A 25,892-nucleotide genomic window follows, 5' to 3' on the forward strand; every position below is an offset into this window, starting at 1 on the left:
CCTTAATATGGACGTTGGTAAGCTGTTTTGATAATGGTATAAAACTCTTTAGCGTATTGTCCTTGTTCTCTCGGACCAAAACTTGACTGTTTACGACCACCAAATGGCACATGGTAATCGGTACCTGCGGTTGGAAGGTTGACCATTACACAACCCGTTTGAGCTTGCTGTTTAAACAGAGCACTGGTGCGCAAACTTTGAGTGATAATGCCGCCGGTTAAGCCAAAGCGCGTATCGTTAACTGTGGCAATTGCTTGCTCTAAATCGTTAACTCGAATAATGCTCGCCATCGGCGCAAACACTTCTTCTTGGTTCACTTGCCAATCGTTTTTGGTATTGAGCAGCAAGGTTGGGGTCATGTAATACCCTTCATGCGCCAAGCTTAATCGTTCGCCACCAAAGCCGACTTCAGCGCCATCATTTTTTGCGCTTTGCAACCAATCAAAATTGGCATCCAGTTGGGTTTGGTCAACAACAGGTCCCATAAAAATCCCTTCATCTAGGGCATGGCCTACCTTAAGTTGTGACATCCGCTTAATTAACGCTTCAACATAGGCATCGTGAATGCTGTCCATCACCACAAGGCGGGATGACGCAGTACATTTTTGTCCTGCACCAGAAAATGAGCCCATAATCGTCGCTTCAACGGCAATATCTAAATCGGCATCATCGGCAATCACTAAGGCATTTTTACTGCCCATCTCTAACTGACAACGTACAAAGTTGGCGGCGGTGGCGCTGGCAACCGTCCGGCCTGTTTCAACAGAACCGGTAAAGCTGACGGCATCAATATCTGCGGAGTTAATCAAGCTGTTGCCAACTTGGCTACCGCTGCCAAGTAATAGGTTAAATGTACCAGCAGGTAGTCCTTGGCGGTGAATGATTTCAGTGAGCGCAACAGCACTTGCAGGTGTGAGGTTAGCCGGCTTCCAAATCACACTATTACCAAAAGCCAGTGCTGGTGCAATTTTCCAAGCGGCGGTTGCTGTTGGGAAGTTCCAAGGTGAAATAATTGCAACCACACCTACGGCTTCGCGGGTCACTTCAACAGAAACGCCAGGGCGTACTGATTGGGCTAGATCGCCTATTTGCCTTAATACTTCAGCAGCATAATATTGAAAGAATTGGCCTGCGCGGTAAATCTCACCACGACCTTCCATAAAAGGCTTACCTTCTTCTTGCGATAAGAGCTTGCCGAGTTCGTCACAGCGAGCGATTAACTCATCACCAATGGCTTGTAATATTTTTTGTTTGTGTTCCAACGGGGTATTTTGCCAAACAGGTTGGGCTGCCCTAGCTGCATCAATTGCGGTTTGTACTTGCGCGGCATTAGCCTGAGCAAAATCACCTAATGAGTGAGAAATATCTGAAGGATTAATATTGGCTTTTGTATCAACACCAAGTTGCCATTCGCCATTAATATAGAGTGATTTTTCTGTTGCTAAGCTCATATGATTTCCTCATTTATTCTGTATTGATGGACGAAATTTAGTCATTTGGGATTGCAGCATAGACCACAAGCTCAACCAACATATCTTCACGGGCAAGGCCCGCCACAACCATTGCCGCACGATTAGGGTACGGTGCCTTAAAATAGTGCTGATAGACTTGATTAAATTCAGCAAGATAGCCTCTATCTGTGACATAAATAAGCACTTGTAAAACCGCGCTTGCATCAACACCCGCAGCATCAAGGTATGCATTAAGTTATCTAACGTTTGTGTTGACTGAGCCACAATGCCGCCATCGACGACAACGCCGTTTTGATCGATAGGGATCTGGGCTGTATACAAGGTTCCATTATTGATAACAGCCCACTCTAATGGTGCTTTGGAGGCAAATAGTTCTGTTTGCACTGCTGTTTTTGTTGGTGTAGTTAGCATGTTCGACCTTGGCTCTTTTTAATATGCTTAGTTATTAGTTTATAACTTGAATTATGCGTAACTAAACGTGTTCAATCTAACGCTTTATTTTTTACAATTGATAAGTTTTTTTTATCAAATTTAAGTAGAGTGGTAAATATAATGTAGAAAATAAAGGTGAGTAATGATGGATATTAAATTACAACAACTTAGATATTTTTCATTGGTTGCAGAAAAAGGCGGTTTTAGAGCAGCCTCTGATACCGCTAACCGTTCACAAGCCGCACTTTCTACCGCGGTCAAAGAGTTAGAAAAAATCTTAGGGCAAGCGCTATTCGAAAGTGGTCATAAAGCTAAGTTAACCCCTTATGGTGAGGTTTGCTTACCTATGGTAAATCAGTTCTTGAGTTTATATCAGGCGTTGGATACCGATTTACGTGCTGCCGCTAAAGGCCAACTGGGGCAACTCAAGATCGCCTCTGTGCCATCGGTTGCCGCTAAATTGATGCCGCAATTGTTGGTGCGTTTTAGTGAACAATATCCACAAGTACAGGTGTCTCTGGTGGATGATAATGCCCTTGGCGTTGAAAAGCGCTTACTAGCAGGAGAGGTGGATTTAGCATTAGGTAACTGCTCACATAGAGATGAGCAACATATTCAATTTATCCCTTTATTTAGTGATCCCATCGGTCTCGTTTGTCAGCGGCAGCATCCATTAGCCATTAAAACAGAAGGTGTACATTGGCAGCAGATTAGTCGGCATAATTTTATTAGTAATGGCACCAGTCGGTTACTCGCCGCTACGCCAGCGGCTATGTTAACTGAACAGGCTAAATATCGGGTTGAAAATATTACCTCATTGGTCTCAATGTTAGAGCTTAATCTTGGCGTAACTACATTACCCAAATTGGCATTTCCAACGGACAATAGTCAATTGCAATGGGTTCCTTTATTAACGCCTGCGATTGAGCGACAAATAGGTATTTTTAGTTCGCTTGATCGTCATCTTTCTCCGCAGGCCAGTGCATTTTTGCAACTGTGCCTAGCGGAGTTTGGCAGCATTGATAATTAGCTAATAAAGCGACTTATAAAGCCAGAAATACTATTGACAGAACCAATCGCCATTACTACTACAATGATGGCACCGATAAGGGTTAATGAGATTGGATGGCGATATTGACCAATAATGTCTACACGGCGACTGGCGTATAGAATCACACTCAATACTACAGGTAAAATAATACTGTTTACTAAGCCTGCTAGCATTAATAGCATAATTGGCATATTGATGCAGACAGTGCCTAATGTGGTGAGTAGGATAAAGCCAACGCACCAGTATTTTTCATTACGGGCAACGGTTGGGAATAAGGTTTTAATTAACGAGATGGCCATGTATGAGTTGCCAACTACCGAGGTGATTGAAGCAACAAATAATACGAGTCCAAAAATATGATAGCCCCATTGTCCAGCACCTTGGCGAAATGCGTCTGCGGCAGGATTAGCAGGATCTAACGTCACGCCTTGTACAATAACGCCTAGTACCGCTAAAAACAGTAAAATTCGAATAATGACAGCGATACTAATGCCCATCCAAGCGGCTTGGCTAATGTTTTTAAGCTGCTTTTCACCTTGTAAACCAATATCAACTAAGCGTTGCGCGCCAGTATAATAACCCCCGACAGCACCACCGACAATGGTCAGCGTTGGTAGCAATAATGAGCTGATATCGGTAGGCATAAAGGCTGCGGCGACAGTTGGCGCTAACGGCGGCAATGAGGTCATCGCAACATAGGCAATCATGACTATCATCAGTAAGCCTAAGTAACGCGCCATTTGATCCATTCTTTTAGAAGCATTGTGCGCTAAAAATAAGATACAGCCGATAACGCCTGTAAAGAGCGTTCCCCAAAGTGTATCTACTCCGGTAATGACTTGTAAGCCAAGCGCTGAACCACTGATATTACCGAAGTTGAAAGCGACTGCGCCTAGTGCCAGTAAAATACCTACAACGTAACCTAATCCGGGGGCCACTTTATTGGCAATATCTTGGATTCTAAGACCTGATACACCCACAATGCGCCATAAATTCATGACGATGCCAAAGGTGATAAAAATAGAAGCCAATACAGGAAAAGCCATATCTATTTTATAAAGATTGGTAAATACAGTTGTTTGCGTTAAAAAACCGGGGCCGACAGAAGTGGTTGCCATTAAGAAGGCGACACTTAACATGGCTTTCTTATTGCTATCAGAGGTGGTAGCTAAATTGGATGGAGTTGCTTGTTCGTGGGTGCTAGACATGTTTTTTCCAAAATAATTGTGCTTCTTCTTTTAGAAAAAAAGAAACACAACTGTTAGAAACAGTCGCGCTAAATTGATTTACAAATTTTATTGAAAAATCAGTGAGTAATCACTAATTTTTCATCGCGGCGGACTATAGACCTATGGCGAGTCAGAGTCTATGATTTATTTATAATGGGGCTTAAATTGCGATCTTTGTTGTGTCTATTAAAATAGAAATGTGACACAAGTCACTCTTTGTGGGTATTTAATGTTTGATAGCCAGCCCAAATACGGTTAGCCGTGGTTATCCAACATAAGCCGCCAAATATCCATGCAATTGTCGCAAAATGTTGTGGCAATAAGCAAAATAGTACAAAACAGAAAATGGTTTCTGTACCTTCGGTAAGACCGCCAATGTAATACAGTGACTTATGGCGGTAGATTGGGTTCTCTATATTGCGTTTACTGGCCATCACCGCGAAAGCTAAAAAACTGGTGCCTGTGCCAATAAATGAAAATATGAGAAAAGCGCCCGCTACTGCATTAGCGGCAGGAGCGGCTAATACAAAGCCAAATGGGACTAATGAGTAAAATAGAAAATCAAGGCTAATATCTAAAAATCCACCCGCATCAGTGATACCTTGTTGCCGTGCCACTGCGCCATCAATGCCATCGAATAATCGATTTAACCCAATCAAAAGTAAAGCCAGTCCATAGTACTCAAATGCCAATGCTGGCAAAGCCAATAAACCAATAGCAAAACCCATTACGGTCACTTGATTAGCACTCATGCCACAACGTATAGCGATTGTCGCTAAGCTGGTTAAAGGGTGTTTAATGATTTGAATGGTATAGCGGTCTAACATAGATTTCCTTGTTGCGGCTTTGGGTTTAACGTAATTACGCTGCCATTTACTGGAATGTCGGCATCATCATGGGTCACCATTAATGCGGGGATCTGCTGTAGTTGTATTTGCTCAAATACAAATTGTCGAAAATCATAGCGCAAATTTTTATCGAGTTTACTGAAAGGCTCATCTAATAAGATGGCTTTAGGCTGGGATAATAACAGGCGCATCATACTGATCCTTGCACGTTGACCGCCTGAGATTTGTGCACTATAGCTGTTTTGTAGTTCAATTAAATTAAGCTGTTTAAGCACTTTAAGTGCACGTTCTTTGCGAGCTTTGCCTGTCACTGATCTGGGAATAGCGAAAGCCAAGTTTTGCCAAATGTTCAGATGCGGAAATAACAGATCATCTTGAAATAAAATGGCGATACGACGCAAATGAGGCGGCACAGTATTGAGGCATTGCTGCTGCAATAATATTTGGCCGTCATAACTAAAAGATGGCGGTAAATGGCCAGCAATGGCATTTAATAAGGTCGATTTACCACTACCGCTAGCGCCCATTAAGGTTAATATTTGGCCCGCTTCAATATTGAAGTTAAAAGGGCCTATATGCAGTAAACCTTGTTGATCTTGAATGGTTAATTGCGACACAGATAGTGCCATAGTTATCGCTCTTGTGAAGGTGAGTGAGATGATGAATAACGGCTTTTGGCCATTATCATCGCGAATGCAAATAAAGCAAAGGGTAATAAACCCTGTAATAAGCCATAAATGGCGCTGACTCGGCGATCTTGGCCACTGGCTAAGGTTACGGCTTCCGTGGTAAGGGTGGTTATTCTGCCAGCGCCTAACATTTGAGTGGGTAAATATTGCGCCAAACTCACACTGCATCCCATGGCAAAGGCAAACCATAATGCACTGTGCATTTGTGGCATTTTAACTTGCCACCAAGTTTGCCAACCCGTTAGGCCAAGCTACGTGCAGTTTGATCTAAACGTACATCATAACTGCGCCATGCGCCATCTAAGGCTAAATAGACATAAGGGAAAACATATAACCAATGGCTCCAACTGAGCCATAGCCAGTAATGTTGACCGGGTAAAGTATAGATAAGCGTTTGCATGCCAAACAATAATGAGATTTGCGGTGCAATCATCGGCACGGTGATTAACCAAGGGCTTAATCCACGTTGATATTTCTGCCGATATTCGAGACACACAATCGCCAGTATGATGGCGCTAAGGCTACTGATTAATGCCAAAATAAGGCTATTAGTCATTAAGCTTTGCAGCGGTTCCAATTGTTGTTGCCAAAAGCGCCAGCTATAACGACTGGGGAATAGATCCGGAAAACGCCACCGTTGCGCCACAGACCAAATTGCTAATGTGGGTAACATCAATAGGGGGAATAGTAATAAGGCTTGGCTGAGTTTTATCGCGATGCGGTGATTTGAGCCTGTCTTATTATGTATTTTAACGTTTGCCGTTACTCCTCGGTATTGCCATTGGTTACAATAGCTTATTAACAACCATTCAATGAAGCGCAACAGTATGATAATGGCAGCAGTTAATAACAGCAGAAGCATAGCGCCAGCGGCGGCGCGAGGTAACAACTCAAGGTTAGGTTCATTAAACCATTGCCACACAAGCACTGCGAAGGTGCTCGGTTGATTAGGACCAATAATCAATGCCACATCGACAACCGCAAGGCTGTAACCTGTGACGGCATATATTGCTAGCCTTAGTTTGGGTAACCATAAAGGTAAAATCAATCTGAACCAAGTTTGCTGCGGGTTATAGCCTAGACTCGCCGCCACTTGCTGCAGTTGTTTGATGTTAAGCTGTTGCAGTACCGCCATGCTCATCAGCAATAAAAAAGGGGTTTCTTTGATTGCTAAGGTGAGTAATAAACCGATGCCATAGCTATCATGGATGACACTGGGGTACAGATGTTGACTGAAACCGAGATGATGTAATATTCGAGCCAGCCAGCCATTGGCGCTAAAGGTTAACACTAACCCGAGTACAAACGCGACATGGGGCATGGCTAATACAGGGACTAATAGACGCTCTATTTTGAACCAATATTGACTGTGCCAGCATTGTTTTAAAATGATAAAGCACCAACATAACGCCAATAAGGTACTGCCTAAACCGGTAAATAAGGTTAACAGCAATGAGTGGCTTAATCCCGGCCATGCCAGCATTTGTAGCCAACCATTGAATGACAGTTGCTGTAAACCTAGCACTGGTAACCATGAAAATGCAGGTGCAATCACGCCGCCGAAACCGACCAATAATGGTGCGATAAAGAGCAGTAGGGTGAGTGTCACCATAAGCTTGAGTCGCATTATTGTGCTCAGTGGTTATAACGGGCTAACCAAGCTTGTGCAATGGCATTGCCCCAACTCGGATCGGGTTCAGCTTGGCTTGGATAGAGGCTAAAGTGCTGATGATGGCTCATTTTGTTAAAAGCACTGGCTTTTAAAATGGTCGGATCGCCCCACAAGGTCGTATCTGCTTTATGTGCCTGTGCAGCTGGGCTCATTAGAAAGTTTATGGCCACTAATGCGCCTGCTTTAGCATTGGCATTCCACGGAATTGCTAAAAAATGGATGTTAGTTAACGCACCTGCATTAAATGCGTAGGTGGTGGCGGATTCGGTGAGATTACCTTGCTCAATTGCAGCAAGAGCTGCATTAGGGTTAAAGGTGAGTGCCAGTAACAGTTGGCCATCATCAAGTAGTTGAATCGTTTGTGCGGCACTGTTGGGAAACTGTTTGCCTTGATGCCAAGCAACGGCATTGAGTTTATCTAAGTAGTGCCAGAGTGGCGCGGTGGTGCTATCAAACAGTGCTTGCTGCTCAGGTAGTTTAATGGGGTGATACAGCACCGAGTTATTTGCAGTTAATTCCAATAACGCAGCTTTTAAAAAACTGGTGCCATGAAATTCCGGCGGTTTTGGGTAACTAATTTTACCCGGATGAGCTTGCGCAAATGTGAGTAATTCAGCAAAGCTTTTAGGTGGCTTTGCTAAGGTTTGTTTATCGTAAATAAACACTAATTGACCTACGCCCCATGGTGCTTCCAATCCCTCGGTTGCTTGCGTAAAATCAGTGGTGACAGGTAACGCTTGATTGACCATTTGCCAATTAGGCAGTTGCTGGATAAAAGGGCCGTACAGCAAGTTATACTTTTTCATTGATGCAAAGTTTTCACCATTTATCCAAACCATATCAACGCTGCCATTACGATTCTTATTAGCTGATTTTTCAGCCAATAAACGTTGTGTGGTTTCGGCAATATCAGTGACTTTTACCTGCTTTAAGGTGACACCATATTGTTGCTCTAGCTGCTTATTGGCCCACAATAGATAATCATTAATCTCTTGGCTACCGCCCCAAGCATTAAAATAAACGGTTTGGCCTTTGGCTTGGGTCAGGATTTGTGACCACGTTGCTTGCTTCAGTGTTGTTGCTTCTGCCCCATAAGCAGCAACACTGACAAGTAAGCTGAGGCTAACCACGATTTGATAAATTGCCGCTAATTTTTTCATGTAAACAGATAACCTTTTATTGACGCATCCAGCGATGGTAACGAGCAACCCATGTCAGCAGTTTTTGTGGTGCATTGGCTTGTTTCCAAACGCCTGCGGTGTACTTGGCTGCTTCACTCATGGTGGGATAGGGATGAATTGTAGCAAGAATTTTATTGAGACCCAGGTTATGACGCATCGCAAGGGTAAATTCTGCTAATAGCTCACCACCATGATGACCAACAATCGTGACACCTAATATCTTGTCGCTATTTTTAGCGGTCAATACTTTGATAAAACCATAGTCGTGGTTATCGGCAATGGCACGATCTAAATCATTGAGTTGATAACGGTATACCTCATAAGTAATGCCTTGAGCTTGCGCTTCTTTTTCATTAAGCCCGACACGGGCTAACTCAGGCGCGGTATAGGTCACTGCTGGCAGCACCGAGTAATCAGCTTTGAAGTGTTTAAATTGGCCAAATAAACTGTTTACTGCGGCGTACCATGCTTGATGAGCTGCTGCGTGAGTGAGTTGATAAGGACCTGCCACATCACCTACCGCATAGATATTGGGTAAATTGGTTTGTAGATATTGATTCACCGCAATGGTACCGCGTGGGGTAATGTTAACCCCAAGCTGTTCAAGCCCAAAACCTGACACATTAGCGACACGACCTAAAGCCAATATGACCGCATCAAACTCAATGCTGATTTGTTGCTGTTGGTGGCTTAAAATAACTCGCTGTGTTTGTTCAACTTGATTGTTATCTATTTCAAATCGTATGGCTTTGTGTTCGAGTAAAATATTAACACCATCTTGTTGTAGATGTTGTGCCACAAGCTCTGCAGCTTCATTATCTTCACGGATTAATAGTTGATCTGCCATTTCCACTAAGGTGACTTTTGAGCCTAAACGGCTAAAGCTTTGTGCCAGTTCACAACCGATAGGGCCGCCGCCCAAAATCAATAATCGTTTGGGCTGCTGTTGTAATTGCCATACAGTGTCTGAAGTAAGGTAGTTGACCAGTGATAGCCCCTCAATGTTAGGGACTAATGGTTTGGCGCCAGTAGCGATAATAATATTGCGACTAGTAATCGTTTTACCATTAACTTCAACTGCCCAAGGCGACACGATCTTGGCCTCGCCAGTGATGCAATTAACCCCTAATTTTTGATAACGCTCAATTGAATCATGGGGTTCGATTTTGCTGATCACTTGGCGAATGTGGTTCATCACTTGAGCAAAATCAACCGCATTGAGGGTTGCATCTATGCCTAGTGGTTTAGCATGTCGAATTTCTGCAGCGCTATGAGCGGCTCTGATTAAAGCTTTTGAAGGAACGCAGCCGGTATTTAAACAATCTCCGCCCATTTTGTGGCGCTCAATAATGGTTACCTCAGCTTTTACGGCCGCAGCAATATAAGCACTGACGAGCCCGCCAGCTCCGGCACCAATGACCACGAGATTTTGATCGAATGAGCGCGGTTTTGGCCATGCTCGATAGCACTTCTGCCGTGCAATGTAGGCCATTACTATTTTGATTATGATAGGGAAGAGCCCTAACAAGACTAAAGAGAACAATACTGGTGCGGAAATGATTTCAGATATGCTGCTGATATTACCTAATTGGCTGCCGGCATTGGTAAAAATGGCTGTTGCTGGCAACATACCGAGCTGACTGACCCAGAAAAAAGTACGAGTGTTAATTGGGGTTAATCCCATCAACAAGTTAACCAGGAAAAACGGAAAAATAGGAATTAGGCGCAGACTAAATAGATAAGCTATGCCCTCTTTTTTTATGCCGTTATTGATAGTCTCTAAACGCTGCCCAAATTTAGCTTGTACCCAATCACGTAAAATATAGCGGCTAATAATAAAGGCCAATGTAGCACCAATAGTGCTGGCAAATGAAACAATAATGAGGCTGGGCCAAAAGCCAAACAAGGCTGCACCAAGTAGGGTTAAGATGGCTGCCCCCGGCAGAGATAAGCCCGTAACAATGATATAAATGGCAAAAAAGACGATATAAGCGACCAAAGTTTGTTGGCTGATATATTGTTGCAACATTTGCTGCTCGGCTTTAATGAAGTCGAGGGTTAAATATTGGTTGGCATCAAAAGAGAACCATAAAGCAATAATGCCCATAAGCACTAATAGCAGTAATAATTTTTTTGTTTTCATGATGGTCCTTTGCTGCTTACTCGTAATGATTTGAGGCTTGCTTGTACATAAGATTAATACAGCTGTTACTCGGCTGTATATCTAAGACCTTTAATATCGTTTAAATATTTCACAAATTTATGATTTTATTGCGATTTGGGTAAATTTTGAACAGTTGTGGTGATGGGGATAGTTGAATAGGAGTTTAGTGATAAATTCAAAGTCAATAAGGCTCCAATGAAAGGAGCTTATTTGGACATTATTGATGAAAGCGGTGAAGAGCTAGTGCTGGCACATGTTAGCAAGATTGGTACGTAACACATCACCATCAACAATGACTTTTTCACGACTGATTAAAAATTCTAATAATGCATCAATAGATAAATTTTGTAATTTGCAGGTATAGAAAGTGGCATTATCACCAAGATGTTGCTCAACATAAGCCTTTAATGTGGCAATTGTAAAAGCTGGCGACGCTTCCATAATGAGGTTAAGGATGTCGTGGCCATGATAGCTATTGGGATTAATAGACATAAATATTCCTAAGTTTTTTTGAGCGAGCAATACTACTGCTTTTAAGTAACCGATTTATTGATGTAAACCAATAAATCATATTTTAAATACATCTTTATTCTAGTTAACCCTATATAGCCCGTCATACTTTAGATTGGAAATAATTTAATATTGGCTAAGTTAATGATAGTTTGATATTTTTATACAAGTAAACACTGTTCTAGCAGTATCTTGTACGATGATTTTAGCATTGTTCTAGCAGTATCTTGTTACGATGATTTTAGCATTGTTCTAGCAGTATCTTGTTACGATGATTTTAGCATTGTTCTAGCAGTATCTTGTTACGATGATTTTAGCATTGTTGAAGCGGTAAATATTACATGGAGGTTGCATGAGCAAGAAGCTTCATCTGCAAGGTATTGAGGCTGATTACTTGAGAATTGTCAGTGAGTTTGCCGTCAATATGGCCGCGGTAAGCAGCATTGAAGATATCTTATGGTACCTCGCCAAAAATGTAATCTCTGAATTTGGTTTTGAAGATGTGGTCATTTATCTATTAGATGAGCAACAGGGCGTGCTTAATCAAGTGGCGACTTATGGCAATAAAAATCCTTATGGCACCAATATTCTTGATCCAATTCAGATTAAGCTGGGTGAGGGTATTGTTGGTAAAGTGGCGCAAACTAAAAAAGCGGTATTAGTTGACGACACCCGCCTTTTCCCTGGTTATATTCTTGACGATGAGTTTCGTTTATCTGAGTTAGCTGTACCTATGATGGTTGATGACAAACTATTGGGTGTTATTGATTCAGAACATCCCGATAAAGGTTTTTATAATCAGCAACATCTTCGCAGTTTATGCGCAATTGGTACCATTGCCGCCACTAAAATCAATAAAGCTAAAATTCTTACCGAACTTAATCAAACGATAGGTCAATTGGAATACAGTTGTAAAATTCAAGACTCACTTTTTGATATTGCTGATCTTATTTTTAAATCTAATTCGATGAAAGATTTTTATCAAAAATTACAACAGCATTTAAATCAATTAACTTATGCGAAGCATTGCTATATCGCGCAGTTTTTTGAAACTGAAGAACAATGGCAATGTTTGTATGATCAACAGCAAAGCCTGAGTTATCAGCAACAGTTAGCACCTAATTTAGGCGAAACTCAGCAGTTATTATTAAATTATGCGCGTAGCACTAATAGCGATATTTTACTTGAGTCTGAGCAACTATTTGATATTTTGCCCGCCGCAGAATCACAACGTCAGCAACAGTTAACACAATGGTTAGCGATCCCATTTAGTTATAGCGGTACTCAGGGCATGCTGGTATTACAAAGTTATCAAGATGCCTATCAATTTCAACGTAACGATATTCAAATTTTACAATTTGCGGCTAAACATATTGGTAATGCACTACAACGAATGGAGTCAAGTTACGATAATGCGTTTTTAAGCCTGCATGATCCATTAACTAAATTACCGAATCGATTATTGTTTGTTGATCGTGTCGAAAATGCCATGTTAAGTGTACAGTCAGATACGATTGCCGGTATTGCTGTGTTGTATGTGGATGTTGATCGCTTTAAATGGATTAACGATAAATTTGGTCAAACTATTGGTGATGAGTTATTGGTTGAAATAGCCAAGCGAATACAAAAGTGTTTACGCACTAATGATACCTTGTGTCGTTTAGGCGGTGATGAGTTTGCTATTTTAATTAAGCCGTTAAATGCTCGAGCAGAAGTCAAAAAAATTGCCACTAATCTATTAAAACGGTTTGAGTCTCCATTTGAGGTCGGTAAGCACACCATTAAGGCGTCTATCAGTATTGGGATAGCCTGTTTTGATGCTGATGCAATTAGTAAGCGACCATTATTGTTACAAGCCGATGATGCCATGCAACAGGCCAAAATGAATGGCCGTCAGCAATTTGCTTTTTATAATGGTTGTGTTGACAGCCAAATGAGTGGTTATCAGTTACAATCGGCCTTTAATGATGCAGTGAGTCAACGACAACTCAAGTTAGTTTTTCAACCTATCATCAATTTACAGACTGATACCGTTTGTGCTGCTGAAGCTTTAATCCGTTGGCATCATCCAGAGCAGGGCATGATCTCTCCGGCGGTCTTTTTACCTGCATTTGAACAAGCGGGATTATTAAATCGATTAGATAATTATGTGGTTGATTGTGCTATTGAGTTTTTATTAGCATATCAGACAATATTGCCGCCTCAATTTAAATTAAGTATTAATATTTCAGGTGCAGGATTTAATAGTCCCGAGTTATTAAGACAACTGCAACAATATTACTGTCAATATGCTAGTTTATTAACTATGTTGTGTATTGAAGTAACAGAACAAACGGTTGTTTCATCTGTAAAAGAAACAAAACAAACAATGATGGCATTTAGACAAATGGGGTTAACCTTATCTTTAGATGATTTTGGTACGGGTTATTCATCACTCAGTTACTTAGCACAGTACCATTTTGATGTATTGAAAATTGATCAATCATTTATTAATAGTATTGAGCAGGGTAAACATAGTGCAATTATTATCAAAACCATTTTATCGTTAGCAGATTCTCTTGGGATTAAGACTGTGGCGGAGGGCATTGAAACGCGTTATCAATATCAACATATGCAGGCGCTTAACTGTCAATTTGGACAAGGATTTTTGATGTCTGCTGGTGTAGAACCTGAAAAATTAGTGGGTATGGTGGGCCATTGTCCCAAAGCATTATCGGCATGTACTATAAATTAATAAGCCTTAATGCTTGTATTTTTTTGTATCAAAAACCGAGTAAAATGAATAAGAACTAAGCATAAACTATTATTTTTGAATCCCGATAACTTTAATATATATCACAGCAAATAAAGTTTAATTAATTTAAATTAATAGAAGATAACTTAATATTTGAAATTAACAGGCGTATCAGTAAACGCTACACTTGTTTGGTTAATATTAAAGATAAAGTAAAACTATAATAGTTATGTTTAATAATGTTTTATTAAACATTTTTTCTGTGAGTCAACTCCCAATTAATTAAGGTTTATATTTTTATTTTAATATCATTATCATAAGTTAAATATTGTATTTATATACATATCCGCAATTTTGACATCTTATTTGAGTGATATTAATGCTAAAAAATATTAAACATCATGCTATTGCACTAGGTCTAATGAGTGCAGGCTTTATGGCTCCTTCATTGGCCGATGAAATGGTTAATCCTGAGGGCGGTGTTGTCGTTGGTTATTGGCATAACTGGTGTGATGGCAGTGGTTATAAAGGGGGGATTGCCCCTTGTATGACGCTTGAAGCAACCGACCCTATGTATAACGTGGTCGACGTTTCTTTTATGAAAGTATACGATACCAATGAAGATCGTATTCCAACCTTTAAGTTAGATCCTCAAATTGGCCTGTCAGAAGCTGAGTTTATTAATCAAATTCAAACCTTAAATCAACAAGGGCGTGCAGTATTGCTAGCACTTGGTGGCGCTGATGCGCATATCGAATTAAAACGTGGTGACGAGCAAGCATTTGCCGATGAAGTGATTCGTTTAACCGATATTTACGGCTTTGATGGGTTAGATATCGATTTAGAGCAAGCGGCTATTACCGCAGCAGATAATCAATGGGTTATTCCTGAAGCATTAAAGATGGTGAAAGATCATTATCGGGCGCAGGGCAAAAACTTCTTAATCACTATGGCACCTGAGTTCCCATATTTAAAAGCTGGCGATAAATATGTGCCTTATATTGAGCGTTTAGCAGGTTACTACGACTGGATTAACCCACAATTTTACAATCAAGGCGGTGATGGTATCTGGGTTGATGAACTTAATGCTTGGGTATCGCAAAATAATGACGGCTTAAAGCAAGAGTTTATCTATTATATTTCAGACTCATTAATCAATGGTACCCGTGGCTTCCATAAGATCCCACACGATAAGTTAGTGTTTGGTATTCCAACCAACATTGATGCTGCGGCGACGGGTTATGTTGTAGAACCTAAGCAATTAATTAATGCATTTGAGCAGTTAAAACAGCAAGGTCAACCCTTACGTGGTGTGATGACTTGGTCAATTAACTGGGATATCGGCCGCAACGCAGCGGGGCAAAATTATAATAGTGAGTTTATTAAGCGCTATGGTCCTTATATTCATAGCCAAATGCCACCTATTCCAGAACTAGGTAAACCAACATTTACTGGTCTAAGCAATATCCGTGTTGCCCATAATGCGAGTTTCGACCCATTAGCGGGCGTGAGTGCTATTGATAAAGAAGATGGTGATTTGACCGCGCAGATCCAGGTTGAAGGCGATGTTAATACTGCAGCCATTGGCGACACGATTTTAGTCTATTCAGTGATTGATACTGATAACAATGAAACCAAACAGCCACGCACAGTGACCGTTTACAGTGCACTACCAGAATTAATGGGGGTGACCAATACCCAAATTAAGCTAGGCGAACAGTTTGATCCGCTTAACGGTGTGAGTGCAACCGATGCCGAAGATGGTAACTTAACCGCAGATATTCAAGTATCAGGTACTGTAAATACTGATGTAGTCGGTAACTACAGCTTAGTATATAGCGTGACTGATAGTGCGGGACAAACCGCCACCGCCAAGCGTATTGTGACTGTCAATGATGGCTCTATTGTTTGCCCAAATGCTTGGAATAAAACTAAGACTTATATTGAAGGCGATAAAGTAAGCCATAACGGTAAAACATGGCAAGCTGGCTGGTGGACTCAAGGTGACGAGCCGGGTACCACAGGTGAGTGGGGCGTTTGGAAATCCGTTGGTGATAGTGATTGTGGTGGTGAGCCAGAGGCTGATTACCAAGTGACATTCACAGGCTTACAAGCTGAATATAAATTAGCTGATGGTCAAGCGACACTGAATTTACATATTGAAGTGAATCAAACCAGTCAAGTTGAAATCGATATTATTGACCAAATGGGTTACCCAGTAACAGGTGCTGACTATTCAGCTCAAGTAACAGGTAAACAAGCAATCAACTTAACCCTTGTTAATGTGGAAGCGGGTCAATATTCTATTCGTGTTATCGCCACTTCAAGCACTGATAAGTTTGAAAAGCGTGCTCAGTTTAACTTAGTCGCTGATGACACTGTTGAGCCGCCATTGCCACCAGTCGGTGATATTCCAGCTTATGAAGCAGGTAAAGCCTATCAAGCGGGTGATCAAGTGTTAGGCGCTGACGGTCAAGTTTATCAATGTAAACCATGGCCATACACAGCTTGGTGTGCAAGTCCTGCTTATGCACCTGCAGCAAGCCAATATTGGGCAGATGCTTGGGATAAGCTATAAAGTAAATCGATAGATTAGTCATATGACAAAGCCACTTAAAAGTATAATGCCGTTCGTTTAAGATACATGAACGATCTTGCTGATGATTGATAATCCCTACCAGTACTCAGGTGGGGATTTTTTTATGTTTGCGCTAGAGCTTGAGTTAGTTCATGAGTCTGTTGAAGAAAGTGGCCTTATGATTCTGTTATGGAGGCTATCGATTCAGAATGAATAGAACATTCATTGCTTGTACAGAAGGCCGTCTGGCTTGCTTTATCAAGATTAGCCTTGATATCGCTTTTGCGATGAGTGACATTCAAACCCAGCTTGAACACTTGGTTTATAAAGGCTTTGTTGAAGCTTGTGGCTGGCAGCGTTTAGCTGATATTAGCCGTTATTTAAAAGGGATTATTACTCGTTTAGATAAATTACCGGTTGATCCAACCCGTGATCGCTTACATATGACCAGCATTGCTAAAGTGTAGCAACTGTTACAAGAAAAGCTCAATAAAGTCCCTAAGTTGGCACCTACACCGCAGGTGTTATTAGACGCCCGTTGGATGATTGAGGAATATCGTATTTCTTGTTTTGCATTAATATCAGGCATCGCTTATTTAATCTCTGGAAAACGTATCGTTAATCAGTTGAATGAAGTGTAAATATAGACTTTAGTATAAAAAAAACAGCTGTATGCGGTTTTTTTATTATTGGTAAAATTATGCTGGTTAAATGTTGTTATTTGTTTTAGTTTAAAAATATAAACTTTTATATAAAAATCGGTATGTGATTAGCAATGTTGTTATGTTAATTGAGGATGAAAATTAATACTTCTATTTTGGAGAAATAAATGTATAGAATAATACTTTTATTATGGTCATGCGTTTTAGTGTATGGCTGTGGCGGTAGCGATAATAATTCAACGAATGAGTCTGTAAATGAAAATTTAGCTCAATCAAACAAAGTCGAATTAACAACGTTATATTCTGTAGATAATATAGGAATAGCAGCTAATACTGAAACATCCGTAGTTGTGCATAATCAACAGGGTGAAGCTATCGCACGCCACACTCCCAATTATGATGGTTATTATAGTTTTGAGTGGCCTGATAATGCTGCTCATATCACGGTTGTTGGTCAATCTAAATACATAATTAATAATAGACTAATGAGTTCTCCTGAGATTAAAACATTTTTAAATGTTTCAGCTCAAAATTTAGGGAAATTTTATTTTTCAGATCGTAGCTACGGTGAAGAGGGATGTCGTGAAATTAATCTTAATATATCATCATTAAAATCAGATGCCGCTTCTTATTTATTAGAAATAGATAATCATCGTATTAATTTAGCAGAAACAGAGTTGACTGAAATAGAGATTTTTGAATGTAATGATGACGATTTAGTACCACTAATATTAACTACAATTGATGGTGCTAGTTCAAAAGCAGCAGTGATTAGTGCGATTGGAAAAAATCAGTTAACACCTGATATAGATGATTTTATCTATGATGGTATCAAGGTTATGCACTCGGGTGAAGATAGAATTGTTTTTGAATCATTGACGAGTCCTTTTGTGTCGTTAGCAACGGCCCATGAAGTATATTCAATTTTTGATAACAGTTATCATGATGTTGAAGTTTCACATTTTGTTTATCCATCAGCCCCTTATTATCATGTAGTTGATATTAATCAATATGATGGTGATTTTTTTCAATCTAATCGATTACGAATTAAAACTGGCACAGAATTAGATGATTATGTTACACCGATTATTCAAACCTTTGATATTAATAACTTGAAAACTCAGATAGAGATGGGCAGTCTTCCCTATAATTATGATTTTAGTCATATTTATGATAAATCTAGCTTAGTTGCTTATAGTGTTCATGATAGCAGAAAAGAAACTAATTGGACGGTGGAAGGGCCCGCTACTGGTGAAATACCAAATATTCAGTTAGGTGATGGAGAGTACTCATTGAGTGATTTTCAGTCTAGTAACCATCATTTTTTTATTCTCACACTAGCAACCAAAATGACTTTAAAACAATATCGATTGCTAATGGTTCAGCAACAAAGTGAGAGTCAATGGTTAAATGATTCTGCATTAGATGAACTAACTGTTAATGGCGTCACTATTCGTGCGAGAAATTAAATCAAAAAGCCCACTTTTAAGTGGGCTTTTTGCTATGTATTGATTATTCGGCCTGAGCAAATGGCTCTGGACGCGGGGTCTTGTTATTAGAAGGTGGCAAAATTGGCATTACAATTTGTGGTTGGTCACCTGTTAATGAGTTTAAGAACGCGACCATTTGCTTGGTTTGTTCAGGTGTAAATTTCTGTGCTAACTGAATATCAGCCATAGTATTTACTGCATCAGCAAGGTTCCAAACGCTGCCATCATGGAAGTACGGATAGGTTAATTCGATATTACGTAGCGTTGGTACTTTAAACACATATTTATCCGCAGGATTGCCTGTTACAGCAATACGCCCCTCAGCAGGGTTATTAGTATGGAATGGTTTAATTAAGCCCATCTTCATAAACATAGTGCCGCCGACTGCCGGACCATTATGACAAGCGACACAGCCTTTATCTTTGAACAATTGATAACCTGCTTTGGCATCAGCATCAATGGCATTATGGTTACCTAATAAATATTGGTCAAATGGACTATTAGGGGTCACAAGTGTTTGTTCGAATGCTGCAATAGCATCAGTAATACGGTCGATATCAACTTTATCATTACCATAAACTTGCGCGAACAATGCTTGGTAAGCCGGCATAGAAGCAACTGTTTCAACTGCTAGTGCATGAGTAAAATCCATCTCTTTTGGATTCGCAATCGGGCCCGCAGCTTGCTCTTTTAGATCTTTTGCCCGGCCATCCCAGAACTGGGCAATACCATAGTCAGCGTTTAATACCGTTGGTGAATTAATTGGGCCTTGTTGCCAATTGTGGCCAATAGAAGTCGGAAGTGCATCAACACCACCCGTTGCAAGGTTATGGCATGAATTACAAGAGATAAAACCAGATTTAGAAAGACGTGGTTCAAAAAACAGCATTTTGCCTAATTCAACTTTTTCTGGATTAGTAATTTTAACTGCTTCAATCACTTGAATAGGCTCAGCACTCATCGCTTGATTGCTGGCTAGCGCTGCTAGAATTGCGATGCTAATCGTTGATAGTAATTTCATCTTTACTCACCTTAACCTTGTTTTTTATAGGGCTTTATGGTGAAGATAATATAAGCAATTTAAAGATTTGAATAGAACAGCTTTTAGATTGACTGAATCGTATCTGTGGATTAAGTAAATGTGATTCAACTAACGGATATATAAAGAAAAATAATATAGGAAAGGTGGTAAAGTGTGAGTTTTATCTAACTATCATTGTATTTTGTGATAACGCTTCATTTTTGTCAATTAAATAAGATAAATCTAAATAAACCGCACTAATGACTTAATGCGGCTAACAAATAGGGCTTTATTGTTTATCGACAATGGTGCGGCCAATTGGCGTTAAACTTAATACAGCTAATTTTAAATGCTGGATAGCAAATGGAATACCAATGATGGTGATAAAGCAAGCCACTGCATGTAAAATATGACCAATGGCTAACCAGAAGCCAAACAACAAGAACCAGATAATATTACCGATCATACCTAATGATCCTGTGCCAATATCTTCTTCGCCAGTGAGGGTTTTGCGGCTTACTTCTTCTTTACCAAATGGCCAAAATGAAAGTTGTCCCATCACAAAACATGCTTTACCAAATGGAATACCGATAATACTAATAAAGCAGAGTAAACCGACTAGCCACCAAGCCAGTCCCATTACAAAACCGCCTAGAATAAACCAAGCAATGTTAAATATTAGTCTTAAAACAGACATGCATCGTGCTCCTTATTATTGCAATGGTTATTACAAAGCACTAATCGTGCCAATTATTTAACTTGCTGATATTAAATGAAATAATTGGTTGAATTTAGTGTGGTACAGCGTGTTATGATTAATTCAGCTAAAAAGTCGTGTATTTCACTAACATAAAAGTGTTTGTCTAGTTGGCGTGTTGCACATAGACTGTCGCGAAATAACTCATGATGGTTGATACACCTTTTATGTTTGCTGTTAGTCCTATGCAGTCGATGAGCATCAACGGCCACTCACTATTTATTAAACGTGATGACTTATTACATCCTGCCTTTTCGGGTAATAAAGCCCGTAAATTTGCATATTTTGTGATTAATGATTTTCCTAAAATTAAGCGCTTGATTGGCTATGGTTCACCGCAAGCCAACTCACTCTATTCTATGTCTGCACTTGCGCAACTTAGAGGTTGGCAGTTAGATTTTTACGTTGATCATATTGCGCAGCAGATTCTTGATAATCCGATTGGTAATTATGGCGCAGCATTAGCCAATGGCGCTAATGTCATTGATTTATCAAAGCAGCCAGACCGCAATGAACGCGATACGCTAACTTATATTGAGCAAGTAGTGTTGGCTAATGCTGATGACAGTGTCTTGTTTGTCCCCGAGGGGGGCCGTTGTCATTATGCTGAGGTGGGTTTACAGCAATTAGCATCCGAACTAAAGGATTGGTTAGCTGAGCAATCCTTTAAACAAGCGCGTGTGTTCTTACCTTCAGGTACAGGAACAACGGCACTTTATTTAAATAAAGCTCTCATGCAAATGGGAATCGATATTGAGGTATTAACTTGTAGCTGTGTTGGAGGGGAGGATTACCTTAAAACCCAGTTTATAGAGCTTGATCCGACCATGGTTTATCATCCGCTAATTATCACTTCCGCGAAAAAATACCATTTTGGCAAGCTTTACCCTGAGTGTTATCAAATGTGGCAGCAGTTGCGACACACGGGAATTGAATTTGAGTTACTGTATGATCCAGTTGGCTTTATAGTATTACAACAGTTTCTACAGCAAGCTGATGCTAAGCCTACTATTTATATCCATCAGGGAGGATTACTGGGCAATCAAACGATGTTGCCTCGTTATCAGCGTAAATATGGTGGGTTAGATAAAGTTTGATTTTACATTTGGTTAGGCTATCACTGCTTAGCAGGATTTAGCCTAACTCAAATGGTGCAGAATTGCTGATTAATGTCAGTCCAACTCTGAAAAAGATTGATATCGATGAGAGGAGTTGATATCAATTTTAAGGTTATTTATTAGCCGATAATAACCATTTCATAAATTGCATTGCTTCAGAACGCTTTGCAAATGTTTGTCTATTCTTTCCTAACTTATCTGTAAAAGCGATAGATGTTTTATTTACAGATATTGAATCTACTGGAAAACTCACAGCAATTTCATGTCCATTCATTTTGTATGACATATGCCACACTCCTTAAATTAAATTACACCTTTGTTTGGTGTTTAAGTTTCAACAATAAAAATCCTTAGCAAAATTGCATAAGATGACTTTAGTTTTATTTGAGATTACTCAGCATTGATCAAATAATCAAGCAGTTATGCAATAATTATGTTAACTATGTAACATAAAACACAATGCATATCTTATTATCATAACAAAATAACTATGACAAAAAGATGAACACTATATGTATTATTGTTAATTAAGATGGTGATATTTCAATGCGAAAAACGACTGATTTTGCGGTTTAGTTGGCTTGCGCTTTATCATCTGGGCAGATGATATTACTTTAAATCGAAAACTTAGTAGTATTTAAATCCATCAATCTGGCAAGTATATGCGAGTTTAAAAATCTGTCAATAGATATCTTTTTAGGCAATTTATCTCCCAATTGCCTGAAGCGGTTATTTTCATCAGTGACTGGATAAATTCAATTTAATTTAAAATGACGACGTAACATAGCTAATGCCATTTGATGGTCATCTTGCATAATGCAGTAGAGTAACTGTTGATGAGTTAAAGGTAGTATCTCTAACCAACGTTGGCATAACCAGCTGATATCTTTGAAATTACTAATGCTATATTGTTGTTTGTGGTGTGGGTAACGGCTAATGACACGCTGAAAGTTTGTAGCTATCGTATAGTCTTGTGCTGTTATTTTTTGACTTGGCCAATCGGGCAAGTTGCTTATGTTTGCATGCTTAAGACCATCGGCTTCAATATTGATCTTATTGATTGCAATACGACTCATGCCTTTGATGGTAATGGCGAGCAGCCATCATCGAGTTTATCAAAGTCCGTTATTTGAACCTGAGTCGCCACTTTACTGAGTTGATTGTTTACCGTTAATACCATGGCAAATCCGAGCCTGCTTTGGCAAGCGTCAGTTACCATGCGTTGATACTTAGGTTCCATGATTCGTAGTTGTGCAAATCCATCTGGCAACAAACATAAGGCAAAGGCCATAATGCTAGCTTCATTGTTGGTTACCATCAAAAATAAGATTGAGTATTTTGTTGTGTACTAATAACAATAGACTATAAAACCAATAAGACTAATCAGGCTGTTGCAGTTGTTGTAATACTTGCAGTTTTCTTTCTTTACTGACACTAAGGTTGATTCTGGCGATTCTTAGCGCGTAAGAAAATTGATTGCGGCCAACAATATTAACGATTTGCTCGACAAAGTTGGCATCTAGGCTCCAAGTTTTACTGTAGTGTAAAATAGCTTGTTGAACAGAGCGATAATGGACATCATCAAATTCAAAACCGTTAAGAAAACCATTATCGTCAAAGGGGATACCTGCAATTACGATAGACCAACCGCGAGTATTAATGCGTTGTTTTGCGACTTGATACATAAACCAAGCGCTTTTTTTAAACCCACCAAAGATTTTACAGTCATCTGCAAATTCTGTTTGTTGTAACTCTTCTTCGGTCCAGTTAATGCCAATGGCCAGATCTTTTTGATAGATTGTCATTAGTGCATCTTTTACTGCAAGTTGACAATCCCAGATCGATGTTGATGGGTGTTTCTTCGCGAGTTGTAAACATTCATTGCAACAAGGTACGGCGAGAGAGGGATGTGGGGTATAGGCTTGGGCTTGATAATCGAGCCATCGATTCGATGGCTCGGCACAAAACCAGCATTGGTGTCTATGTTCAAAAGGAACATCAATTACTGGATAGATAGTCATCTTCTAAATATTATAAAGTTTCAATATCAACAAGTTGCTTAGCTAAAACAATAGGATCGACTTCAAGGCATGGTTGCTCTTCTTGCCAATCTAGGCCAACAAGTACACCATCTTCATTTAGGTCTTCAACCCAATATTCAAGAAAGTCTTCTAGTGCGATTTCAACAGCCTGATAACCTTGCCATTCTTCAGTACAATGGCTAAGTGCTAGAGCTTGATTTGACCAGATTGGCATCACGTCAGTGTTCTCAAACTCGCTTGAGTCACAAACTACCCAGCCTTCACCATCTTGATCTTGAAGACCCCAAACGCATTGATTTTGTTTAACGCTAGCAACGAATTGCTCAGGGATTTGAACTTGTTCTGTCATTTGCTTGTCTCTTTTATCAAAGTTATCTTTTTGCAGTATACGTCATGCCTTGAGTTCACTAAAGCAAACTTTGTAATTGTTATTGGATAAAAGGATACAAATAGGTAGGATAAAGCCTCAATTTAAAGGATTATGATATTTCGGCTTATTTATTAGGCAATATTTGTGTTTATGGAGCTTTGTTGTGAAAAAGTTTTTTCCTTTTGCCTCACTTGTTTTATGCCATTCGCTTGTTAGCGCACCTGTATTTGCGGCAGATGATTTTAGTCAATGTGTTGCGCAACTAAAGAAACAGGCCGCTGCTGAAGGCTTAAAACCTGATACTGTAGCTGCACTTGATCAGGTTAAGTTAATTCATCGTGCAGTTAAGTTTGATCGTAAACAGCCTGAGTTTAGTACACCATTTAATGAGTATTACGGTAAGCGTGTTACTGATTGGCGAGTTCAAAAGGGGCGTCAGCTGCTAAATGAGTATCGTCCTTTATTAACTAAATTAACTAAAGAATACGGCGTTCCTGCCCAGTATTTGGTGGCATTTTGGGGCTTAGAGACCAATTTTGGTAGTTATAAAGGAAAAATGCCAGTTTTAGACTCATTAGCAACCTTGGCATGTGATCATCGTCGTAGCCAATTTTTTACCACACAGTTAATGGAAGCACTAAAATTGAAGCAAGAGTTTCATTTTAGTGCGGATAAGATGGTGGGATCATGGGCTGGTGCAGTCGGTCATACCCAGTTTATGCCATCAACTTATATGGAATATGCTGTCGATGGTGATGGCGATGGCGTGATTGACCTTTGGGATAGTACTCCTGATGCATTGACGTCAGCGGCCAACTTTTTATCGAAGCTAGGTTGGAAGCGTGATGAACGTTGGGGCAGAGAAGTTAAGTTACCTGAAAACTTTGATTTCACCCATTTGGGGGCAAAACAGAAGTTACCATTAAAAGAGTGGGCTAAACTTGGTTTAACCCAAGCTAATGGTTGGCCACTTGCCACACCAGATATGGAAGCTGCACTTTACTTACCATTAGGACATGCAGGTCCTGCATTCTTAGCTTATGCTAACTTTGATGTGATTATGCGTTGGAATCGTTCCGTATTTTATGCCATTTCTGTGGGTGAATTAGCAAATCAAATTAATGGTGGCGGTAAAATTATTGCCAAAATGCCTGATATGCCGAGAGTGACACGGGATACCTATAAGTTGATGCAACAGAAGCTCGACTCACTGGGTTATAACGTGGGTAAACCAGACGGTATTTTAGGCGCAAAGTCTAAGGCGGGTATACGTCAATTCCAAAAGAGTAAAGGTTTAGTTGCAGATGGTTTCCCTGATGTGGAAACCTTAAAAGCACTGGGTATTACAATTTAATAAAATAGGATATAGCAATGATTAAAGACGATATGGTAGTAATGTTTAATTACACCCTTAAAGATGAAAACGGTGATGTGATTGAAACAAACCAAGGCCATGATCCTATTGCTTATTTACACGGTCATGACAATATGATGCCTGGCGTGGAAGATGCGATTACAGGCAAAAATATTGGTGATAGTTTCACTGTGACACCTGCGCCAGAAACAACTTATGGTGTACGAGTTGAAAATGCTGAGCAGCGTGTACCTACTAAACACCTTCAAGGTGCTAAAGTTTGGAAACCGGGTATGAGCGCTTTGGTTCATACCGATCAAGGCCAGCGTCAAGTGACGGTTGTTAAAGTCGGTAAATTTATGGTGACAGTTGATACCAATCACCCACTTGCAGGTCGTGAATTGACTTTTGATATCAATATTGTTGATGCTCGCGAAGCAACCTCAGAAGAGATTGCACATGGTCATGCGCATGGCACGGGTGGCCATCATCACTAATTGTTAGTGCAGTAATACGAT

General features: G+C 40.0%; 23 protein-coding genes and 2 pseudogenes. 8 read left to right on the top strand and 17 right to left on the bottom strand.

The genetic code is table 11. The features are described from left to right. Positions 1-2 precede the first annotated feature (2 nt). Together JCM15074_RS07255 and JCM15074_RS21410 are read right to left on the bottom strand one after the other, a co-directional pair. Positions 3-1,451, bottom strand: coding sequence for an aldehyde dehydrogenase family protein (locus tag JCM15074_RS07255; RefSeq protein ID WP_025820600.1), 1,449 nt, complete (start codon positions 1,449-1,451; stop codon positions 3-5). 37 nt (positions 1,452-1,488) lie between these two features. Then, positions 1,489-1,883, bottom strand: a pseudogene (locus JCM15074_RS21410) (RidA family protein). Between the two features lie 163 nt (positions 1,884-2,046). On the opposite strand from JCM15074_RS21410, the gene JCM15074_RS07265 reads away from it, so the two are divergent. Beyond that, a complete protein-coding gene (locus tag JCM15074_RS07265) occupies positions 2,047-2,934 on the top strand; it encodes a LysR family transcriptional regulator (RefSeq protein WP_234400186.1) in 888 nt (295 codons plus the stop codon). Here the strand turns inward: JCM15074_RS07265 and JCM15074_RS07270 are convergent. From JCM15074_RS07270 to JCM15074_RS07300, 8 genes are all read right to left on the bottom strand, one after another. Continuing rightward, positions 2,931-4,163 carry an NRAMP family divalent metal transporter gene (locus JCM15074_RS07270; RefSeq protein WP_025820602.1) on the bottom strand — a complete coding sequence of 411 codons (1,233 nt, stop codon included), beginning with the start codon at positions 4,161-4,163 and terminating at the stop codon, positions 2,931-2,933. The genes JCM15074_RS07265 and JCM15074_RS07270 overlap by 4 nt on opposite strands. Before the next feature lie 230 nt (positions 4,164-4,393). Then, positions 4,394-5,011 carry a CDP-alcohol phosphatidyltransferase family protein gene (locus JCM15074_RS07275; RefSeq protein ID WP_025820603.1) on the bottom strand — a complete coding sequence of 206 codons (618 nt, stop codon included), beginning with the start codon at positions 5,009-5,011 and terminating at the stop codon, positions 4,394-4,396. After that, entirely contained in the window at positions 5,005-5,661 is a 657-nt protein-coding gene (locus JCM15074_RS07280; protein ID WP_025820604.1) for an ATP-binding cassette domain-containing protein, read from the bottom strand. The genes JCM15074_RS07275 and JCM15074_RS07280 overlap by 7 nt, the downstream gene beginning before the upstream one ends. A 2-nt stretch (positions 5,662-5,663) precedes the next feature. Continuing rightward, complete coding sequence (locus JCM15074_RS24550) at positions 5,664-5,933, bottom strand: hypothetical protein (protein WP_199899785.1); 270 nt, start codon at positions 5,931-5,933, stop codon at positions 5,664-5,666. Between the two features lie 29 nt (positions 5,934-5,962). Beyond that, positions 5,963-7,348: an ABC transporter permease gene (locus JCM15074_RS21415; RefSeq protein WP_199899786.1), complete on the bottom strand. Its 1,386-nt coding sequence runs from the start codon at positions 7,346-7,348 to the stop codon at positions 5,963-5,965. A gap of 8 nt (positions 7,349-7,356) precedes the next feature. Beyond that, complete coding sequence (locus JCM15074_RS07290; protein WP_025820605.1) at positions 7,357-8,553, bottom strand: ABC transporter substrate-binding protein; 1,197 nt, start codon at positions 8,551-8,553, stop codon at positions 7,357-7,359. Between the two features lie 16 nt (positions 8,554-8,569). Then, the gene (gene lpdA, locus JCM15074_RS07295; protein WP_025820606.1) at positions 8,570-10,717 is read right to left on the bottom strand and encodes a dihydrolipoyl dehydrogenase; all 2,148 of its coding nucleotides are present in this window, start codon (positions 10,715-10,717) and stop codon (positions 8,570-8,572) included. Positions 10,718-10,978: 261 nt separating this feature from the next. Next, entirely contained in the window at positions 10,979-11,230 is a 252-nt protein-coding gene (locus JCM15074_RS07300) for a YecH family metal-binding protein (protein ID WP_025820607.1), read from the bottom strand. A gap of 370 nt (positions 11,231-11,600) precedes the next feature. Here JCM15074_RS07300 and JCM15074_RS07305 point away from each other — a divergent pair, with 370 nt between their 5' ends. The 4 genes and pseudogenes from JCM15074_RS07305 (at position 11,601) to JCM15074_RS07325 (ending at position 18,691) form a co-directional block, all read left to right on the top strand. After that, a complete protein-coding gene (locus JCM15074_RS07305; protein ID WP_025820608.1) occupies positions 11,601-13,982 on the top strand; it encodes an EAL domain-containing protein in 2,382 nt (793 codons plus the stop codon). Positions 13,983-14,361: 379 nt separating this feature from the next. Continuing rightward, positions 14,362-16,560: an immunoglobulin-like domain-containing protein gene (locus JCM15074_RS07310; protein WP_025820609.1), complete on the top strand. Its 2,199-nt coding sequence runs from the start codon at positions 14,362-14,364 to the stop codon at positions 16,558-16,560. A 260-nt stretch (positions 16,561-16,820) separates the two neighbouring features. After that, positions 16,821-17,201: pseudogene (locus JCM15074_RS23970) on the top strand (DUF3418 domain-containing protein); the annotation flags it as partial. A gap of 188 nt (positions 17,202-17,389) precedes the next feature. Beyond that, on the top strand, positions 17,390-18,691 hold the full coding sequence (locus JCM15074_RS07325; RefSeq protein WP_025820611.1) for a hypothetical protein: 1,302 nt from the start codon (positions 17,390-17,392) through the stop codon (positions 18,689-18,691). 43 nt (positions 18,692-18,734) lie between these two features. On the opposite strand, the gene JCM15074_RS07330 is transcribed toward JCM15074_RS07325, so the two are convergent. Together JCM15074_RS07330 and JCM15074_RS07335 are read right to left on the bottom strand one after the other, a co-directional pair. Beyond that, positions 18,735-19,733 carry a cytochrome-c peroxidase gene (locus tag JCM15074_RS07330; protein WP_025820612.1) on the bottom strand — a complete coding sequence of 333 codons (999 nt, stop codon included), beginning with the start codon at positions 19,731-19,733 and terminating at the stop codon, positions 18,735-18,737. A gap of 289 nt (positions 19,734-20,022) precedes the next feature. Then, entirely contained in the window at positions 20,023-20,430 is a 408-nt protein-coding gene (locus JCM15074_RS07335; RefSeq protein ID WP_025820613.1) for a YccF domain-containing protein, read from the bottom strand. 206 nt (positions 20,431-20,636) lie between these two features. On the opposite strand from JCM15074_RS07335, the gene JCM15074_RS07340 reads away from it, so the two are divergent. Beyond that, the gene (locus JCM15074_RS07340; RefSeq protein ID WP_037469309.1) at positions 20,637-21,587 is read left to right on the top strand and encodes a 1-aminocyclopropane-1-carboxylate deaminase; all 951 of its coding nucleotides are present in this window, start codon (positions 20,637-20,639) and stop codon (positions 21,585-21,587) included. A gap of 133 nt (positions 21,588-21,720) precedes the next feature. Here the strand turns inward: JCM15074_RS07340 and JCM15074_RS24180 are convergent, their stop codons facing one another. The 5 genes from JCM15074_RS24180 to JCM15074_RS07360 form a co-directional block, all read right to left on the bottom strand. After that, positions 21,721-21,894, bottom strand: a complete 174-nt coding sequence (locus JCM15074_RS24180; RefSeq protein ID WP_148300747.1) for a hypothetical protein — start codon at positions 21,892-21,894, stop codon at positions 21,721-21,723. Positions 21,895-22,363: 469 nt separating this feature from the next. Continuing rightward, positions 22,364-22,684, bottom strand: a complete 321-nt coding sequence (locus JCM15074_RS23530) for a hypothetical protein (protein WP_051536856.1) — start codon at positions 22,682-22,684, stop codon at positions 22,364-22,366. Then, complete coding sequence (locus JCM15074_RS23535; protein ID WP_148300748.1) at positions 22,681-22,899, bottom strand: hypothetical protein; 219 nt, start codon at positions 22,897-22,899, stop codon at positions 22,681-22,683. Before JCM15074_RS23535 ends, JCM15074_RS23530 begins: the two co-directional genes overlap by 4 nt. A gap of 88 nt (positions 22,900-22,987) precedes the next feature. Next, complete coding sequence (locus tag JCM15074_RS07355; protein WP_025820615.1) at positions 22,988-23,629, bottom strand: hypothetical protein; 642 nt, start codon at positions 23,627-23,629, stop codon at positions 22,988-22,990. 10 nt (positions 23,630-23,639) lie between these two features. Beyond that, positions 23,640-23,999, bottom strand: a complete 360-nt coding sequence (locus JCM15074_RS07360) for a DUF2750 domain-containing protein (protein WP_025820616.1) — start codon at positions 23,997-23,999, stop codon at positions 23,640-23,642. A gap of 184 nt (positions 24,000-24,183) precedes the next feature. Here JCM15074_RS07360 and JCM15074_RS07365 point away from each other — a divergent pair, with 184 nt between their 5' ends. Both JCM15074_RS07365 and JCM15074_RS07370 read left to right on the top strand, forming a co-directional pair. Beyond that, positions 24,184-25,374 (top strand): lytic murein transglycosylase, encoded by a 1,191-nt coding sequence (locus JCM15074_RS07365; RefSeq protein WP_025820617.1) that lies wholly within the window; start codon positions 24,184-24,186, stop codon positions 25,372-25,374. A gap of 17 nt (positions 25,375-25,391) precedes the next feature. Next, on the top strand, positions 25,392-25,871 hold the full coding sequence (locus JCM15074_RS07370) for an FKBP-type peptidyl-prolyl cis-trans isomerase (protein WP_037469312.1): 480 nt from the start codon (positions 25,392-25,394) through the stop codon (positions 25,869-25,871). Positions 25,872-25,892 lie beyond the last annotated feature (21 nt).

Origin of the sequence: Shewanella marina JCM 15074, from assembly GCF_000614975.1 — a bacterium.
In the GTDB taxonomy this organism is placed as follows: domain Bacteria; phylum Pseudomonadota; class Gammaproteobacteria; order Enterobacterales; family Shewanellaceae; genus Shewanella; species Shewanella marina.

What these genes read in the sequence shown, in the direction of transcription:
- JCM15074_RS07255 (WP_025820600.1), bottom strand. Translation starts at nt 1,451, where the DNA reads ATGAGCTTAGCAACAGAAAAATCACTCTATATTAATGGCGAATGGCAA.
- JCM15074_RS07265 (WP_234400186.1), top strand. Translation starts at nt 2,047, where the DNA reads ATGATGGATATTAAATTACAACAACTTAGATATTTTTCATTGGTTGCA.
- JCM15074_RS07270 (WP_025820602.1), bottom strand. Translation starts at nt 4,163, where the DNA reads ATGTCTAGCACCCACGAACAAGCAACTCCATCCAATTTAGCTACCACC.
- JCM15074_RS07275 (WP_025820603.1), bottom strand. Translation starts at nt 5,011, where the DNA reads ATGTTAGACCGCTATACCATTCAAATCATTAAACACCCTTTAACCAGC.
- JCM15074_RS07280 (WP_025820604.1), bottom strand. Translation starts at nt 5,661, where the DNA reads ATGGCACTATCTGTGTCGCAATTAACCATTCAAGATCAACAAGGTTTA.
- JCM15074_RS24550 (WP_199899785.1), bottom strand. Translation starts at nt 5,933, where the DNA reads ATGCCACAAATGCACAGTGCATTATGGTTTGCCTTTGCCATGGGATGC.
- JCM15074_RS21415 (WP_199899786.1), bottom strand. Translation starts at nt 7,348, where the DNA reads ATGCGACTCAAGCTTATGGTGACACTCACCCTACTGCTCTTTATCGCA.
- JCM15074_RS07290 (WP_025820605.1), bottom strand. Translation starts at nt 8,553, where the DNA reads ATGAAAAAATTAGCGGCAATTTATCAAATCGTGGTTAGCCTCAGCTTA.
- lpdA (WP_025820606.1), bottom strand. Translation starts at nt 10,717, where the DNA reads ATGAAAACAAAAAAATTATTACTGCTATTAGTGCTTATGGGCATTATT.
- JCM15074_RS07300 (WP_025820607.1), bottom strand. Translation starts at nt 11,230, where the DNA reads ATGTCTATTAATCCCAATAGCTATCATGGCCACGACATCCTTAACCTC.
- JCM15074_RS07305 (WP_025820608.1), top strand. Translation starts at nt 11,601, where the DNA reads ATGAGCAAGAAGCTTCATCTGCAAGGTATTGAGGCTGATTACTTGAGA.
- JCM15074_RS07310 (WP_025820609.1), top strand. Translation starts at nt 14,362, where the DNA reads ATGCTAAAAAATATTAAACATCATGCTATTGCACTAGGTCTAATGAGT.
- JCM15074_RS07325 (WP_025820611.1), top strand. Translation starts at nt 17,390, where the DNA reads ATGTATAGAATAATACTTTTATTATGGTCATGCGTTTTAGTGTATGGC.
- JCM15074_RS07330 (WP_025820612.1), bottom strand. Translation starts at nt 19,733, where the DNA reads ATGAAATTACTATCAACGATTAGCATCGCAATTCTAGCAGCGCTAGCC.
- JCM15074_RS07335 (WP_025820613.1), bottom strand. Translation starts at nt 20,430, where the DNA reads ATGTCTGTTTTAAGACTAATATTTAACATTGCTTGGTTTATTCTAGGC.
- JCM15074_RS07340 (WP_037469309.1), top strand. Translation starts at nt 20,637, where the DNA reads ATGATGGTTGATACACCTTTTATGTTTGCTGTTAGTCCTATGCAGTCG.
- JCM15074_RS24180 (WP_148300747.1), bottom strand. Translation starts at nt 21,894, where the DNA reads ATGTCATACAAAATGAATGGACATGAAATTGCTGTGAGTTTTCCAGTA.
- JCM15074_RS23530 (WP_051536856.1), bottom strand. Translation starts at nt 22,684, where the DNA reads ATGAGTCGTATTGCAATCAATAAGATCAATATTGAAGCCGATGGTCTT.
- JCM15074_RS23535 (WP_148300748.1), bottom strand. Translation starts at nt 22,899, where the DNA reads ATGGCCTTTGCCTTATGTTTGTTGCCAGATGGATTTGCACAACTACGA.
- JCM15074_RS07355 (WP_025820615.1), bottom strand. Translation starts at nt 23,629, where the DNA reads ATGACTATCTATCCAGTAATTGATGTTCCTTTTGAACATAGACACCAA.
- JCM15074_RS07360 (WP_025820616.1), bottom strand. Translation starts at nt 23,999, where the DNA reads ATGACAGAACAAGTTCAAATCCCTGAGCAATTCGTTGCTAGCGTTAAA.
- JCM15074_RS07370 (WP_037469312.1), top strand. Translation starts at nt 25,392, where the DNA reads ATGATTAAAGACGATATGGTAGTAATGTTTAATTACACCCTTAAAGAT.